This window comes from Streptomyces sp. NPDC043861, assembly GCF_056435905.1.
This window is the reverse complement of record NZ_JBWKDP010000001.1, coordinates 296,222-310,577: the sequence shown is the minus strand read 5'-3', so window position 1 is coordinate 310,577 and position 14,356 is coordinate 296,222. Positions and strand designations below refer to the sequence as shown.

General features: G+C 72.5%; 12 protein-coding genes. 3 read left to right on the top strand and 9 right to left on the bottom strand.

Features of this window, described 5'->3' with window-relative positions; translation table 11 throughout:
- Positions 1–143 precede the first annotated feature (143 nt).
- Positions 144–1,301 carry a magnesium and cobalt transport protein CorA gene (locus tag AC068D_RS01220; protein ID WP_478820824.1) on the top strand — a complete coding sequence of 386 codons (1,158 nt, stop codon included), beginning with the start codon at positions 144–146 and terminating at the stop codon, positions 1,299–1,301.
- Between the two features lie 443 nt (positions 1,302–1,744).
- Here the strand turns inward: AC068D_RS01220 and AC068D_RS01215 are convergent, their stop codons facing one another.
- The 6 genes from AC068D_RS01215 to AC068D_RS01190 all read right to left on the bottom strand — a co-directional run bounded on the left by AC068D_RS01215 (position 1,745) and on the right by AC068D_RS01190 (position 8,791).
- The gene (locus AC068D_RS01215; protein ID WP_478820823.1) at positions 1,745–4,600 is read right to left on the bottom strand and encodes a type 2 lanthipeptide synthetase LanM family protein; all 2,856 of its coding nucleotides are present in this window, start codon (positions 4,598–4,600) and stop codon (positions 1,745–1,747) included.
- A 99-nt stretch (positions 4,601–4,699) separates the two neighbouring features.
- Positions 4,700–4,900: a DUF6229 family protein gene (locus tag AC068D_RS01210; RefSeq protein ID WP_478820822.1), complete on the bottom strand. Its 201-nt coding sequence runs from the start codon at positions 4,898–4,900 to the stop codon at positions 4,700–4,702.
- A 1,226-nt stretch (positions 4,901–6,126) separates the two neighbouring features.
- Positions 6,127–6,546, bottom strand: a complete 420-nt coding sequence (locus AC068D_RS01205; RefSeq protein WP_478820821.1) for a TOBE domain-containing protein — start codon at positions 6,544–6,546, stop codon at positions 6,127–6,129.
- A 487-nt stretch (positions 6,547–7,033) separates the two neighbouring features.
- The gene (locus tag AC068D_RS01200) at positions 7,034–7,603 is read right to left on the bottom strand and encodes a DUF305 domain-containing protein (RefSeq protein WP_478820820.1); all 570 of its coding nucleotides are present in this window, start codon (positions 7,601–7,603) and stop codon (positions 7,034–7,036) included.
- 155 nt (positions 7,604–7,758) lie between these two features.
- Positions 7,759–8,550, bottom strand: coding sequence for a CbtA family protein (locus AC068D_RS01195; RefSeq protein ID WP_478820819.1), 792 nt, complete (start codon positions 8,548–8,550; stop codon positions 7,759–7,761).
- Between the two features lie 13 nt (positions 8,551–8,563).
- On the bottom strand, positions 8,564–8,791 hold the full coding sequence (locus AC068D_RS01190) for a CbtB domain-containing protein (protein WP_478820818.1): 228 nt from the start codon (positions 8,789–8,791) through the stop codon (positions 8,564–8,566).
- Positions 8,792–9,091: 300 nt separating this feature from the next.
- Between AC068D_RS01190 and AC068D_RS01185 the strand changes: the two genes are divergently transcribed.
- Positions 9,092–9,661, top strand: a complete 570-nt coding sequence (locus AC068D_RS01185; RefSeq protein WP_478820817.1) for a histidine phosphatase family protein — start codon at positions 9,092–9,094, stop codon at positions 9,659–9,661.
- 63 nt (positions 9,662–9,724) lie between these two features.
- On the opposite strand, the gene AC068D_RS01180 is transcribed toward AC068D_RS01185, so the two are convergent.
- The 3 genes from AC068D_RS01180 to AC068D_RS01170 form a co-directional block, all read right to left on the bottom strand.
- Positions 9,725–10,474 (bottom strand): DUF1775 domain-containing protein, encoded by a 750-nt coding sequence (locus AC068D_RS01180; RefSeq protein ID WP_478820816.1) that lies wholly within the window; start codon positions 10,472–10,474, stop codon positions 9,725–9,727.
- Positions 10,426–11,184, bottom strand: a complete 759-nt coding sequence (locus AC068D_RS01175) for a hypothetical protein (RefSeq protein ID WP_478820815.1) — start codon at positions 11,182–11,184, stop codon at positions 10,426–10,428. The genes AC068D_RS01180 and AC068D_RS01175 overlap by 49 nt, the downstream gene beginning before the upstream one ends.
- Before the next feature lie 478 nt (positions 11,185–11,662).
- Positions 11,663–12,898: an FAD-dependent oxidoreductase gene (locus AC068D_RS01170; RefSeq protein WP_478820814.1), complete on the bottom strand. Its 1,236-nt coding sequence runs from the start codon at positions 12,896–12,898 to the stop codon at positions 11,663–11,665.
- A 114-nt stretch (positions 12,899–13,012) separates the two neighbouring features.
- Between AC068D_RS01170 and AC068D_RS01165 the strand changes: the two genes are divergently transcribed.
- Positions 13,013–14,239, top strand: a complete 1,227-nt coding sequence (locus AC068D_RS01165; RefSeq protein ID WP_478820813.1) for a cytochrome P450 family protein — start codon at positions 13,013–13,015, stop codon at positions 14,237–14,239.
- Positions 14,240–14,356 lie beyond the last annotated feature (117 nt).

Below are 14,356 nucleotides of genomic sequence, written 5' to 3'. Positions count from 1 at the left end.
CGCATCACATGGGCGGGGGGACGGGCCCGGGATTCATGGCTCCTGGATGGTGGGTCCCGTCATGCCCGCGCAATTCAGCCCGGATATCCTGCTCCCTGGCCGCTGGGAAGGGCCGCGGACACGCCGCACGGGAGGTGACCAGGATGTCCGACCGACGGGCGCGTCCCGCATCGGCCTCGAAGAAGCACGCCTGGCGACGCACCCCGGCAGCCCCGGGAGTCCCGGCCCCACCGCCGGGCCGCGCGGCGCCGAAGACAGCCGCGCCCGTGCAGAAGGACCAGGGCAGCATTGTCCAGGCCGCGCTGTACCGCGACGGCCGCCGGGTCTCGACGCCCGAGTCGCTCGCCGATACCTTCCGGCAGCTTCGCGAGGAACCCGCGGGCATGGCCTGGATCGGTCTGCACCGGCCGACCGAGCCCGAACTGCTGTCGCTGGCGGAGGAGTTCGACCTCCACGAGCTCGCCGTCGAGGATGCGCTGGAAGCTCACCAGCGCCCCAAGCTCGAGCGCTACGGCGAGACCCTCTTCGTCGTCCTGCGTGCCGCCCGGTATCTCGACGCCCCGGAAGAGGTCGACTTCGGCGAACTCCACGTCTTCGTCGGCAAGGACTTCCTGATCACCGTTCGCCATGGCGCGGCCCCGGACCTCTCGGCGGTCCGCCACCGCATGGAGGACAACCCGGAACTGCTGGCCCTGGGCCCGGAGGCGGTGCTGTACGCGATCCTCGACGCCGTGGTCGACGGCTACGCCCCGGTCGTCTCAGGCGTGCAGAACGACATCGACGAGATCGAGACCGAGGTCTTCGGCGGCGACCCGGCGGTGTCCCGCCGCATCTATGAACTGTCGCGCGAAATGGTCGAGTTCCAGCGGGCCACCCGCCCCCTGGTGGGCATGCTGCACGGTCTGATGGCGGGCTTCGCCAAGTACGGCACGGACGAGGAACTCCAGCGCTACCTCCGCGACGTCGCCGACCACGTCACCCACACCAGCGAGCGGGTGGACGGTTTCCGCCAGGCCCTTGCGGACATCCTCGCGGTCAACACAACGCTGATGACGCAGCAGCAGAACGCGGAGATGCGGGCACTGGCCGAGGCGGGATTCGAGCAGAACGAGGAGATCAAGAAGATCTCCTCCTGGGCCGCCATTTTGTTCGCACCCACACTCGTGGGAACCGTCTACGGCATGAACTTCGAGGACATGCCTGAGTTGAAGTGGGCGGGTGGCTATCCCTTCGCGATCCTGCTGATGGCAGTGGTCTGTGTCAGCCTTTACGTCATCTTCAAGAAGCGCGACTGGCTGTAGCGGCTCAATCAGCTTCCCGAAGCACATGGTCGCTGACGCCACTGCCCAGTCGCCGGGGAACATCCGGGGACAATGCGCTCCGCCCGGGAAGCGCGGCAGCGCCCTCAGCTCACCGCCGCTGCCCCAGATCCTCTTTCCCGGCATCACTGCGCAATGCCCTGGTCGGTGAGCACGAGTTCGGGTCGCCGTCGCAACAGGCGGCCGAGCGCCATCCAGCCGCACAGGCCGGGGAACGGCGCGACGGCCCCACCCACGCTCATCCCGACGGAGCCGCAGGCCGGCATCCGGCAGCCCGGTGTACGAGCACAGCCGAGCCGAGCGCCACCCCAGGAGGCGACTCGTGGAAAGGCGACTCCTGAAGGAGGCGGCTCGTTGAGGAGGGTGGACGGTTCTTCGTGGTGCCGCGGGTTCTGATGGCACGCGGTCGGACCAAGGCCATGGCTTCAGCCGAGCAGGAGCGGATCGGGCAGATCGGACTCGGGGTGCATCCGCAGCAGGGTGTGCACGACTCCCGCGAGGCCGGACATCAGGCTGGGCGAGAACGCCTCGCGAGCCAGACCCCCGACCGGGCCGCGTTGTTCGAGGCCGCTGAGGATCTCGGCGTCCAGGCCGGCGCGGTCGGCGAGGTCCAGGGCGGTGAGCAGTTCCCAGGAACCGAGGTCGCCGTGGCACAGGGTGTGGCTCCAGCCGAAACCCTCGGCGGCGCAGGCGCGCGCGGCGCGCCGGGCCATGTCGAGGTGGGGCGCCTCGCCGGTACGCCGGTGGAGGTCGAGCATGCCGATGCCGATGCCCGCGCTGCCGTGGCACCAACTGGTGAAGAAGTCCTCCTCAGCGCCGATCCGGACGTCCAGCCAGTTTCCGTGCTCCGGCCGGTACAGGGACTCCTGGTAGGCGAAGGCCAGTTCGGCGAGGCGGAACCAGTCGCGCCGGTCGGCCGCGGAACCGGCGCCGCCGAGCGCGAGCCGGGCCAGTGCCCAGCCGATGCCGGTGGCGCCGTGCGCGAAACCTCCGATGCCCTCCGGGTTGAGCCGGGTCGTCCAGCGGGCGCCGCTCGCGTCGACGGTGGCCAGGCCGGTGAGCCGACGGCCGATGTGTGCGGCGGCATCCAGCCATCGGTTCTGCCCGGTCGCAGCGGCCAGGCCGAGCAGCGGGACGATACCGCCGGCCGCGCCGTTGAGGAGGTCCACCTCGACGTCGTCCTCGACCAGAGGGCTGTCCACCAGGAGCGGGGCCCGGCCGGCGGCCCGGTCCAGCAGCCGTTGTTCACCAAGCACCCGGTGCAGGGCCAGCCATGTCCACACCTGTGACCCGGCGCCGCTGAATGCCCCGGCGGACGGTGTCGGCGTGTGGTCCTCGGTGCTGATCAGCACGCGCAGGGCACCCTCGTAGGTCTCGGCGACGCCGGGCACCTCGTCGGCCCGCCCGGCCCGCACCTCGGCCAGATACTCGGCGAGGGTCAGCGCCACGCCGCCCTGACCGGTGTAGAGATCGGCGGGCAGCACTCTGATGGACCAGCCGGCGGGGGTGAAGACGGGGCTGATCCAGGTGACCGTGCCGTCCTCGCCGCGCACCGCGCCGTCGCACAGCCGCCGGACCATCTGCGCCGCCAGGTCACGGCGGCGACTCTCCCGGTCCCGGGCGTGCGGCTCCCGGGCGGGGGCCCGCACCCGGCCCGGCAGGGTGCGTTCGTTGAGGTAGGCGCCGACCAGCGCGTCCTGGATCACCGACTCCTCGAACGCCAGGTCGGCCGAGCGCCAGTCCTTCACCGTGGCACGTACGGCGGCCGTGTCCACGGTGAAGGTGAACATCGGCACGTCTCCGGCGAGGAGTTCCGCGATCTCGCCGTCGATGGCAGCCCGGTCGCGGGGCGCGCCGGGCAGTACTTCGGCGTTGCGGCGCAGGATGTCCCGGGCGCGTTCGACAGCGGCCGGCTCGTCGTGCAGGGACGCCGGGTGCCACAGCATGCGGCCGATGTCGACGTACGCCTGCGTGGGCCGCAGGATCCGCCGCGCCTCGGCGCCCTCGAAGCGGCGCAGCAGCCGGTACGGGTCGGTGCCGGGGCGGCGCAGATGCGCGGTCATCTCGCGGAAGCCGGCCAGGATCCGGTCCCAGTACGTGCTCAGTACCGGGGTGGGGCTGGGATGGTTGCCCGCGGTGGGCATCGCGACGAGGTCCACCTGGAAGCGGGCAGCGCCGGTGCCGCCGTCGGCGATCACCGGGTTGGGGATGAGCGGCTGCTGGCCGGGGAGCGCCCCGATCCCGGAGATGTCGACTCCGCCGAGCGCGAAGCCGGTGCCCCGCACGGGCAGCAGTCCGGTGCGCAGCACGGTGCGCCGGATGGCGGCCGCGGCCACGTCCACGGCGTCGCCTCGCCCGCTGGGCGGGAAGGGGGCGGGGGCGTCGAAGAGTGTCTCGGCGTCCACGATGACCGGCACCGGCCCGGCCGCGATCATGTTCTCGGCATGCATGTCGGTGCCGCCTGTGAGGCGGAGCACGGCCAGCCAGTGGCCGACGTTGCGGTAGAACGCAGCGAGTTCGGCTTCGTCGGCGCAGTAGCGGTGGGCGACGAACTCGGCCCAGCCGTAGCCGTCGCGGGCCAGGATCCGCGGTACCCGGATGCGTTCGTGCGGCGCCAGGGAGGCAGGGAAGTCCGCGTAGATGTCGTCCAGTAGCTCACCGAGTGCGATGTCGGCCCGGGACGGGCGGGGTTTGTACATGACCGTCCCGCCGGTGAATTCGGCCCGGCTGACCGTCATGCCGCCCCGGTGACTGTCGCCCTCGCCGAAGGCGACGGCCCGCAGCCGGCCGGGGGCCGATCCCAGAAGGGGCGTGAGCAGGTCGCGGTCCGCGGCGAGCCGTTCGGCGAAGGTGGCGGTGGCCGCGACCGACAGCCGGGCCACCGAGGTGACGCGCCGGGCGAGGGTCGGATACCGCTCGGCGGTCAGCCGGTCGAGATAGCCGTCCTCTCCCGCCTGCTCGATGAACGCGGCCCAGGTCCGCGAGGTCCCCTCGGCGGTGGGGCTCTGGCCGGCGGTCATGCGCAGGGCGTGCAGTTCGATGAGGAAGAGCCGGGACAGCTTCGCGTGCAGGGACCTCAGCAGGGCGGTGTGGCCGGCTTCGAGGAGCGTGTTCCGTTCGTCCGCGTCCAGCGTGCCCACGGCGGCCAGCCGCCGGGCCAGTTCGTCCCGCCAGCGTCGGGCGACGGACCGTACGGGCCGGTCGAACCACTCGGTCGCGTCCCGGTCTTCCGGCTCCTTGGCCGTCGGGTCTTCCGGCTTCTCCGTCATCGATCCGCTCACCGTCCGCCGTCTCCCTCTCCGCCGCGCGTGCGCCCCGCGAGGCGCCTGGACAAAGCGAGGGAACCGCGCCGATGAGCGCGGTTCCCCGTGATCACGGTGTCAGCAGCACCAGCTGCCGCGCGAGCCGCTCGGGCTGGAGCAGAAGCCGTAGAGGGAGTCGCTCGGGTCGGTGAGGGCGGCCTCGGCGGCGGCGCCGCCGACGTAGAGCGGGCCGGCCGGATTGGACAGGCCGTACGCGGTGTCGGCACCGGTCAGCCACGCGTTGAGCACGGCTGCGGTGTGCACACTGGTCTGGGGCATGGATGGCCTCCGGACGTAGGGGTTCGGGCGGATTGCCCAGCCCTGAGTATCACCGTGTTCGAACACCCGTCAGATGATGAATCCGGCCACAGTCGTACGGTGCCGACGGGGCGCACAGGCATCCGCGGGACGGGTGGGGTGCCGGTGCGGCCGGGCGGTCAGTGGCGGTGGGCGGCCGACGTCATCCGGCGAACAGTCCATCCGCTGCCGCACCGCGGTCCGTGGACGCGAACGTAGCGGGCGGGTGTGCGTCGGAGCGGGGCGTGCCCGGTCCGTTTTCACCGAACGTCATGGACCGGACGGTTTGCCAGGTGGCGCCGTCCGTGGTGGGGTCGACGCGGTACGACGTGGCGTACGCCCGATCCCTCGTCGGGGGTGACGCGGCCGACCCGGTCTGTGGATCCGCGGTCGATCCGCAGCCACTGGTCGTGGCACCGGTCGCCGGCCCAGTGGGCGTCCCGGGTGCCGTCGAGGGCGTGGCCGGGCACATAGCGGACGAATGGGTTCCACTCGGTCGAGCTGGCCGAAACGGACGCTCCCCCCTGGCGAGGTCGGTGGCGACCTGGTGGTGTTCGGTGGCCTCCCAGGCGCCCGGGCAGGACTCGGCGCCGCGGAACGGGTCGTTCACCGTGCTCCGGCCGCCGACCTGGCGGATCCTGGATCCGGTCCGGGACGGGAGTCCTCGAGCACGACTCCCACCGACGACACCGCATCTCCATCCGGGGGCGCCGGACACCGGCATGACGCGCCGGCCGCAGAAGTGCCGCTCCGGCCGGCCGGGAATGGCCCACCGGGAGCAGGACACGCGCCGCCCTCGCCGGCCTCCTCGGCCGGCGCGCGGACCTGCGGGCGGTCCGCGATTCGGGCGGCCCGGGAGCAGCGACGGCCCGGGAGTGGCGGCACCCCGGACGGCCGTGTCGTCGCCCGGGGTTCGGGATCCCCGACGGGTACGACCGGGGACCTGGCCCCTGCACTGGTGTCGTCGGGGGCGGTGGTGTCGTCGGGGGCGGTGGTGTCGTCGGGGGCCTCGGTCGGCTCCGGCCGGATGGGAACGGCATCGTCTGCGAAACGGCGGCGGGCGTCCGGGCGGGGGCCGGCAGGACCACCGCGCGGACGCGGCTGTCCCGATTCGGGCCGGGGCGCATTGCCTTCCAGACCGGACGCCCTGACCGACGACCGGCGACCGGCGACCGGGCAGGTCGTCGTCCGGCTGCGCTGACGGGGCCTCAGGCGCCGGCCAGTGCAATCTCCGTGGATTTGATCAGCGCAACGACCGGGGACCCGGGCGCGAGACCGAGCTCGGTGACCGCGTCCTTGGTGATCGCGGCCGTGAGATCCCCGCCCGCGATGTCGACCTTGACACCGGCCATGGCGCCTCCGGTGGAGACGGCGGCGACCGTGCCGGGGATCTGGTTGCGGATGCTCACGCCCTCCACCGGGCCGGTGGCCAGCGACACCTCGGTGGCCTTGACCAGGGCCCGGACGGCGGAGCCCTCGGCGATGCCCAGCTCCGTCACGGCTTCGAGCGTGATGGCGGCCGTGATGTCCTGACCGCCGTCGAGACGGACCCTGACGGTCGCCATGACCTCGCCCGGGTTGACTGCGGTGACGGTTCCGGGGATCTGGTTGCGGATGCTCAGACTCATGGGAACGCCTCGATCGTCAGGGGGACAAGACCGTTTCGACCTGCTTTGCCTCCCGCACTCTAGCCATGTGCACAGCATCTGTCCGGGACGCATCGCAGACGCCGGGGCATTCGCGCGCACGACGGGTGAACCGCCCCTGGGCCCCGGGCCGCTCACGTGGCGGCCTGCCCGAGTGCCGTTCCCCCGCACGGCATCGATGCGCTCGCTCGCCCCACGGCCGATGCTGCTTCCCGCCCGTCGTCGGCGGTGTCGCCCTGCTTCTCACCGCCGGAACCGGTGCCGCTCATGTGCTGTGGCGCACCGGCGCGGCCCGTGCGCCGTGCCGCAGCCGGCGTCGGGCACGCAGCGCCTCTGCCCGGGTCGTTGCGGGCGAGCAGTGCCCGGCTGCGGCCAGGGGGACACCGGCTTTCCCGGAGAGCTCGGGCGTCGGACCGGCGGACGGCACACCGGCGGCCCGGACGCCCGAGCAAGGAGGGTCAAGGAGTGTTCAGAGACGGTCGAGAATCCTGCGGAGCCGCTCGACCTCCGTCGACTGGTTCTTCACGACATCGCCGGCGAGCTTCCTGGCCTTGGGGGCGCGGCCGTTCCTCTGCTCGTCCCGGGCCATCGCAATGGCTCCGTTGTGGTGGGCGATCATCAGCCGGACGAAGGTGCGGTCGAACTCCGCGCCCTTGGCGGCCCCGAGCCCGTCCATGTCCTTGTCGGACATCATCCCGGAGGCGCCCTGACGCGGATCAGCGGTGGTGCCGCCATGACCGCCGTGACCGGCGCCGCCACCCTGCTCCGTGCTGCCCGGCCCCGGCCGCCCCCAGGACGCCGGCCAGGACGCCATGGTGCGTATCTCGGGGCCCTGGGCCTTCTCGACCTCTTCGGCCAGGGTCCCAGTACGGGCGGCGCGGGAGATTCCGCTGTCGGCCATTGCGGAGCCGGCCCCGGAGGCGGACGAAGTGTCCGGGTGCCCCAGCGTGTGCATCACGAAGATGCCGAGAGCGAGCACCACGACGAGCAGGAGGTGCCCGATGACACCGCCTGCTCGTGCGTACGTGCTCGCGTTCATGTTCCCGCCCGACCTCCGCCTCGACGGTACCAACCGAGAACGGACGTCAGGCGCGGACCCGTTGATGAACCGGACCGGACCGAGCCGGATACTGTGCATGTCCGATCCGCCGGGCGCGCCCCCGGCGGATCAGGATGCCGAATCCGGCGGTGGTGTCAGTGCGCCGGTACGGATGCGCCGGCGGCCGGGTCCGCCGCATCGGCGGAGTCCCCTGCCGCGGAAGCCGGCTCCAGCGCCCGGTGGGCCAGGTGCCCGAGGATCAGGCCGAGTGCCGCCCAGAGCAGTGCCTGGACACCCAGTGAGGCGAGCCTGAATTCCCACAGCACGTCGCCCGGGAACTCCTTGGGGGTCGGATCGCCCGCCGGGAGGAAGGCCAGGGCGACTCCCACAGCTGCCGCAAAGGCGGCAACGGCGGCGACGGTGGCGTTCCAGTTGCCCCAGCGGGAGGCGAGTTTCCGTCCGATGAGCACCGCGGCGATGCTCAGCAGCACCCCGAGGACGATCATCAGGAAGAACAGTGCGGTGCGCTTGTTCAGAGTGTCCGGGTCGCCGACCGCGGGCGGGTTGGCGGGGTACTTCAGGAACGGCACCAGTGCCACGGTGACGAATCCGCCCAGAGCGACGAGCGCGGCCGTGGCGCGCGCCCCGAAGGCCCCGATGCGTCCCAGCGCGAAGCAGAGCGCCAGCGCGGCTATGCCGCCGATCGCCGTGCCGTACACCAGAACGGCCGTGGCAAGGCCGGCGGTCGACTGCACGGCCCGGCTGACCAGTTCCTCCGCCTCCTCGCCGCCATGGGCGTGGACATGGGCCTGAGCTTCTTCCACGGCGATGGCGGCGTCGACCTGCGGTTCGCCGATGAGGTAGGCGAGACCGAAGGCGAGCAGTCCGGCGAGCACGCCCGCGATCATTCCGCGCACCAGAAGGGTGCGCACGGTGATGGAGTTCATCTGTGCCCCCGGCTCAGTGGCAGGGGAAGCCGAGCAGATGACGGCCGTCGTGCACCCATTCGTGGACGCTCTCACCGGAGAAGACCGAGAAGGCGCCCTGCTCGGTGCCGACGAAGTACAGCAGAACGAGCATGAGGAGGCCGAAGAAGACCGCCCAGGGCGCGACCGCCTTGAGGGGGAGCTTCACGACGACCGGTGTGGTTGCCGGAGTGGAATGGGGAGTGATGGCGGACTGCGCCATGGCGTACCTCCTCGGGAACACGCGTCCCGCGTTCATGTGGAGCTCGCGACGACGGCAACGGGTCTGACTCACCGTGCAGCCACTCCCTCGCGGGGGCGCTCGCACGGCTCACAGTGGCGCGACCGTGCCGGTTTTCCACCGGGCTTCCGTGGTGCTGTCGTCCTGTCGCTGGAGAGGGTACAGACGTTGGTGACGCACGTCGACAGTGCCCGTGCCCGGGGACCGGACGGCAGGCGGGCCCCCGTAGCATCCCGGTGGACGCACGGCGCACGCCGGACCACGCGCGGGAGGACCACTGCCATGACCATCCGGCTCACGCTCGTGTGCGCGGCCGCCGGTTCCGCCGTGCGGGAGGCCCGGTTCGGCGACGGCCCGCTCGACGACAGGGCCCGGCGCGAGGCACTGGCTTCGGCGCCCGCAGCACCGGAGTCCTACGCGCTGTGCTACCGAGCGCCCTCGGTGCGGTGCCGGGACACCGCCGGGGTGTGGGGTCTCGACGCCGTCGTCGAACCCGCCCTGGGTGACTGCGCTTTCGGTTCCTGGACCGGACGCACGGCACGGGAGGTGGCCTCCTCCGACCCGGACGGCTTCCGTCTCTGGACGACCGACCCGGGCGCCGCTCCGCACGGCGGGGAGTCGGTGCGCGAGCTGCACGAGCGGATCGGTGACTGGCTGCGGCGACTGCCCGCCGACGCGGGGCGGGTGCTCGCCGTCGTCGAGCCTGCCGCCGTGCGGGCCGCCGTCGTCCACGCCCTGGATGCGCCGTTGGCGGCGTTCTGGCGGATCGATGTTCCGCCGCTGTCCACGGTCGCCCTGACGGGGCGGTCCGGGCGGTGGAATCTGCGCCTTGGCGCAACGGCGTCGCCCTGAGCCCTCGGCCTCCGAGGCCCGGGAGGCCCGGTCTCCCGGGCCTCCCGCGACGCCGGTCCGGGCTCAGCCCCGGGCGCCGGCGCTCCGGCGCCTCCACCACAGGCCGCCACCGGCGAGGGCGACGAGCACGATCGCACCGATGGCGACCGGGACCACGGGGGACGAGCCGTCGTCCTGCTGCCCGGCCGCCCTGTTCGCGCCCTCCCCCGTCTTCGCAGCCTTGTCGTCCTGCGCGGCGGGCGAGCTCGCGGCAGCACCGGGCGTCTCGGCCGTGGCTTCGGCGCCGGCGGTCGGGGAGACGGGCTCGGCTCCCGGCGCGGCCGGCTTCAGGTCCAGGACCGGCGCGGAGTTGCCGTGCCCGTGACCGCTCTGCTTCTCCAGGTCGATCCAGCGGTCGACCCTGCCGTCGCTGTAGCTCTGCAGCGTCTTGAACGCCAGCGACCTGGCGTCGGGAAGCTGTCGTACCGTCACGGAGTACGCGACGTCCTCGCCGGTGGCGGCAGCCGGTCCGGAGACGGCGTAACCGCGCTCCGTGGGGGTGAGCTTCCAGCCGGTCGGCCCCTTTTTGTACGTGATGTCGGCGGGGGCGATGCCCTCGGGGAGGATCACCTCCAGTTTGGTGATGCCGGCGCTGTCGGACTCCGACTCGGCGTCGAACTCCAGGGTGACGTTCTCGGCGAGGGCCGAGGCGCCTTCCGCCTCGATCTCCACATGCGCCGACGCAGGGGCGGCGAGGGCGAAGGAGGCGGTGAGGACGGCTCCGGTCAGGACGGACAGACGGCGCGCGGTGCGCGTGCGGGCGATACGGGCCACGGTGGCTCCCAGAGTGTTGTGCGGTGTGCGGGCACGCCGGGGCGCGCCCGGGGGTCGGACGGCGAGAGCACTGCCGCCGGTGGCCCCCGGCGCACGAGCGGGTGCGCCAGCACCCGGGAGCGGCACGACGGCTCGGGCCCCCATTCCCGCGCCGCCCGCAGGGCGCCCTCGGCGACCGGAACGGGTCCTGTCGGCAGCAGCCGCACGAGGAAGCCCACGACCACGTCGTCGAGGCGCCGTTCGACGGACCTGGCGGCGGCGTCCGCCCGCTGCAGGCACCGGGCCACCAGCAGCGCCGCCACGATGTGCCCGGCGGTCATCGTCAGACCGTGACCGTCCGTCCGCCATGGCTCGTTCGGGGCGCCGCCGCTGTGACCGGCTGCGCCGGACGTGGCGTGCGTTCCGTGCCCCGCGGCGTGCACAAACCACAGGTGGAGGGCGCACTGTGCCGCCGCCGTGGCCGAGACGACCTCGGGCAGTGAGCGTGGGGAGCGCCCGGCCGGCAGCACCAGGACGAAGAGGACCAGACCGGCGAGCACCGTCGTCCGCCAGGACACCGGATGCCCGGAGGCCAGCCCGTGGCCGGTGGCGGCGAGCACCGTACCCGTCGCGCCGAAGACACCGGCCCGCACGGCGGCAGCAGCACATGCACCGACGACGGGCTCCCGCCCGGTGCGGCGCGCGGCGCGGCTGCTGATGGTCCACGACATGACTGCCCCATCTTGGAGCACCGCCGCACTCTCCTGCCCGGCAACCGGCGGATCGTCGCCGTCGGTGTCGCACCGGAACCCGGTTGGTGGGCCCCGGGTTGCGGTGCCGGGGGTAGGGGCACGATCGACACGAACGCGGGCGAAGCTCACCCGACCGTGCATGACGTCCGTCGCCGTGCCGAGGGGCGTGCCGTTCCGCGTCGAGGTGCGCCGGGCACGGCGGGCGCCCGCAACGGGAGTGTGGCCCGGTGAACTCTTGTGAGGGGGCGGGCAGTTGAGGGGCAGCACAGCGGGCCCCGCATATGTCGCGGGTCCACCGGCCGTCGAGGGGCGGCGCGGATCACGGCTGCCCGTTGGTGCCTTGGCCGGGCGGGGCAGGTGTGGTCGGCGCGGCGACGGCCGATCCGTGGCACCCCCGCGCCGTCCCACCGGCCGGCTCCGTACGGACGGGCGACCGGAGCCCCGCTCGGCCGCAGTACTAGCGCACCGAGGCGGCCGGGGGCCGTTCCCGCACGGCGCCGTAGGCGAGGAAGTACGCCGGGACCCGGTTCAGCCATCGCGAGGTGGTGATCAGCTCCGTCATCCGCTGCGCCCTCTTCGCGTTGCCGAAGGCCGGGCGCCCTGCGAGCAGCGGCTCGATGACCCGCGCATGCGCGAACCGCTGCAGCGCCTGCGTCGCTGCCGTGGTCGGCCGGCGGCGGCGCTGGACGGCACGTACGTCACGCAGGCCGACCCTGCCCCTGCGCAGCGGCCCGACGAGATGACGTGCCGCGGCCACGGCGTCCTCCACGGCGAGGTTGATGCCGATGCCGAACACGGGGGACATGGCGTGCGCAGCGTCACCGATGCACAGCAGCCCCGGCCGGTGCCAGCGCCGAAGACGGTCGAGCCGTACGTCGAGCAGTTTCACCTCGTCCCACGAATGCAGGGAATGCGCCCGGTCCGCCAGCCAGGGGGCGGCCTCGGTGAACGCGGCCATGAACGGCTCGAGACCGGCGGCACGGCGCTCCGTGTCGCTCCCCTTGGGGATCAGCGCGGCGCACTGCCAGTAGTCCCCCCGGTCGATCAGCGCGGTGAAGAACCGCTCGCCGACGCCGCCGACGAGCCCGTGCGGGTCGCCCTCCCGCCTCGGGAGCCGGAACCACCAGGCGTCCATCGGGCAGGGGAAGCTCTCCAGTCCGAGTTCGGGCAGCGACCGGGCCAGCGAGCCCCGGCCGTCGCAGGCAACGGTGAGCGTGGCCCGCAGCTCGCCGGTGCGGCCGTCGGACGTGCGGTACCGCACCCCGGTGACCCGTCCCCGCTCCATCAGGAAGGAGGTCGCCCCGGTGCTCATGCGGAGGGAGAAGGACGGCTCCCGCCGCGCCTCGTCCACCAGGAGGTCGAGCAGGTCCCACTGTGGCACCATCGCGATGTAGTTGTACTTGCCCCGCAGCGAGCCGATGTCGCCGACGGTGACCAGCGACCGGTCCGGGCCGAGTGGCAGCTGCACCGTCCTGACGCGCCGCTGCGGCAGCCGTGCGAACCGTTCGGCCAGCCCCAGGTCGTCGAGCAGCGCCAGGGTCGACGGATGGACGGTGTCCCCGCGGAAGTCCCGCAGGAAGTCCCCGTGCTTCTCCAGGACCGTCACCGCCACGCCCGCCCTGGCCAGCAGCAGGGCGAGGACCATTCCCGCCGGGCCGCCGCCCACTACGCAGCACGTGGTCCGTTCCGTCACAACCGCTCCCTTCGGGGAAGTCCCGCGGCCTGCCGCACTCGTTACCTATACCCTCAAATCCTGACGAAACCGCATAAACAGCTCGCCGTCGGTCGCGACGCCTCGGGAGGCACGATGAGCCAGCAGCCGGTCCTTCTCCCCTATGCCGATCCGGCCTTCGTCGCGGATCCCTTTCCGGTCTACGAGCAGTTGCGCGAGGAGGGCCCGGTCCGCCGCGCGATCATTGCGGGCGGCCTGGAGGCGTGGCTCGTCACGCGCTACGAGGACGGCCTCGCGGCCCTCTCCGATCCACGGCTGAGCAGCGACGTCCGCGACGCCTCCGACCCCCGGCTGATGGAGCAGCTGCCGGCGACGGAACGGGAGTCCCTGCTCAGCAATATGCTCCGCAGCGATCCGCCCGACCACACCCGGCTGCGCCGGCTGGTCTCCAAGGCGTTCACCGCGCGCCGGGTCGCCGGGATGCGGCCGCGCGTCCAGGAGGTCACCGACCGGCTGCTCGACGACATCGCACCGGCCGGCCGCGCCGATCTCGTCGCGGACTTCGCACTGCCCCTTCCGGTCACCGTGATCAGCGAACTGCTCGGCGTTCCCGTGACGGACCGGCACGACTTCCAGGGGTGGACCGACGACATGATCCTGCGCAGGGCGGAACAGCCGGATCCGGCCGTGGTGGACGCGGCATGGCGGCACATGCGTTCGTATCTCACCGGACTCCTCGAGGCCAAGCGGGCCCGACCGGGGGACGATCTGCTCAGCGCACTCATCTCCGCACGGGACGAGGAGCAGCGGCTGGACGAGGACGAACTGATCGCCATGTCGTTCCTGCTGCTGGCGGCCGGCTACATCACCACGGTCAATCTGATCGGCGGCGGTATCGCCGCGCTGCTCGCCAATCCCGGCCAGCTGAAGATGCTGCGCGACGACCCGGAGCTGCTGCCCGGTGCCATCGAGGAGTTCCTGCGCTACGACGGACCGGTCAGTCCGGGCATCGCCCGGTTCGCCCGCGAGGACATCGACATCGCGGGCGTGACCGTTCCGCGTGGGGCGACCGTGCTGATCGCCTCCGCCATCGCCGACCGCGACCCCGAGCGCTTCCCCGACCCGGACCGGCTGGACATCACCCGGCAGGACAACGGCCATCTGGCATTCGGCCACGGCATCCACTACTGCCTCGGTGCGCCGCTGGCCCGACTGGAGGGCCAGATCGCCATCGGTACCGTACTGCGCCGCCTCCCGGGCCTCGCCCTGGCCGTGCCGCCCGGGGAGCTGCGCTGGCGGCTCGGCGGCCTGCGCGGGCCCATGAGCCTGCCGGTGACCTTCTCCCCGGGCGGCGCGGACTGAGGTCCTGCATTTCACCCCGTCCCGCCGATACGGGTGAGACGACACCGCTGCTCGTGGGACAGTGATCCGACTGGCGGGAAACCCGTTGCGCGGGAGCGAGACCGTCCGGCCGAGGGG

What these genes read in the sequence shown, in the direction of transcription:
- AC068D_RS01190 (WP_478820818.1), bottom strand. Translation starts at nt 8,791, where the DNA reads ATGGCGCAGTCCGCCATCACTCCCCATTCCACTCCGGCAACCACACCG.
- AC068D_RS01175 (WP_478820815.1), bottom strand. Translation starts at nt 11,184, where the DNA reads ATGTCGTGGACCATCAGCAGCCGCGCCGCGCGCCGCACCGGGCGGGAG.
- AC068D_RS01165 (WP_478820813.1), top strand. Translation starts at nt 13,013, where the DNA reads ATGAGCCAGCAGCCGGTCCTTCTCCCCTATGCCGATCCGGCCTTCGTC.
- AC068D_RS01220 (WP_478820824.1), top strand. Translation starts at nt 144, where the DNA reads ATGTCCGACCGACGGGCGCGTCCCGCATCGGCCTCGAAGAAGCACGCC.
- AC068D_RS01210 (WP_478820822.1), bottom strand. Translation starts at nt 4,900, where the DNA reads ATGCCCCAGACCAGTGTGCACACCGCAGCCGTGCTCAACGCGTGGCTG.
- AC068D_RS01200 (WP_478820820.1), bottom strand. Translation starts at nt 7,603, where the DNA reads ATGAACGCGAGCACGTACGCACGAGCAGGCGGTGTCATCGGGCACCTC.
- AC068D_RS01205 (WP_478820821.1), bottom strand. Translation starts at nt 6,546, where the DNA reads ATGAGTCTGAGCATCCGCAACCAGATCCCCGGAACCGTCACCGCAGTC.
- AC068D_RS01195 (WP_478820819.1), bottom strand. Translation starts at nt 8,550, where the DNA reads ATGAACTCCATCACCGTGCGCACCCTTCTGGTGCGCGGAATGATCGCG.
- AC068D_RS01185 (WP_478820817.1), top strand. Translation starts at nt 9,092, where the DNA reads ATGACCATCCGGCTCACGCTCGTGTGCGCGGCCGCCGGTTCCGCCGTG.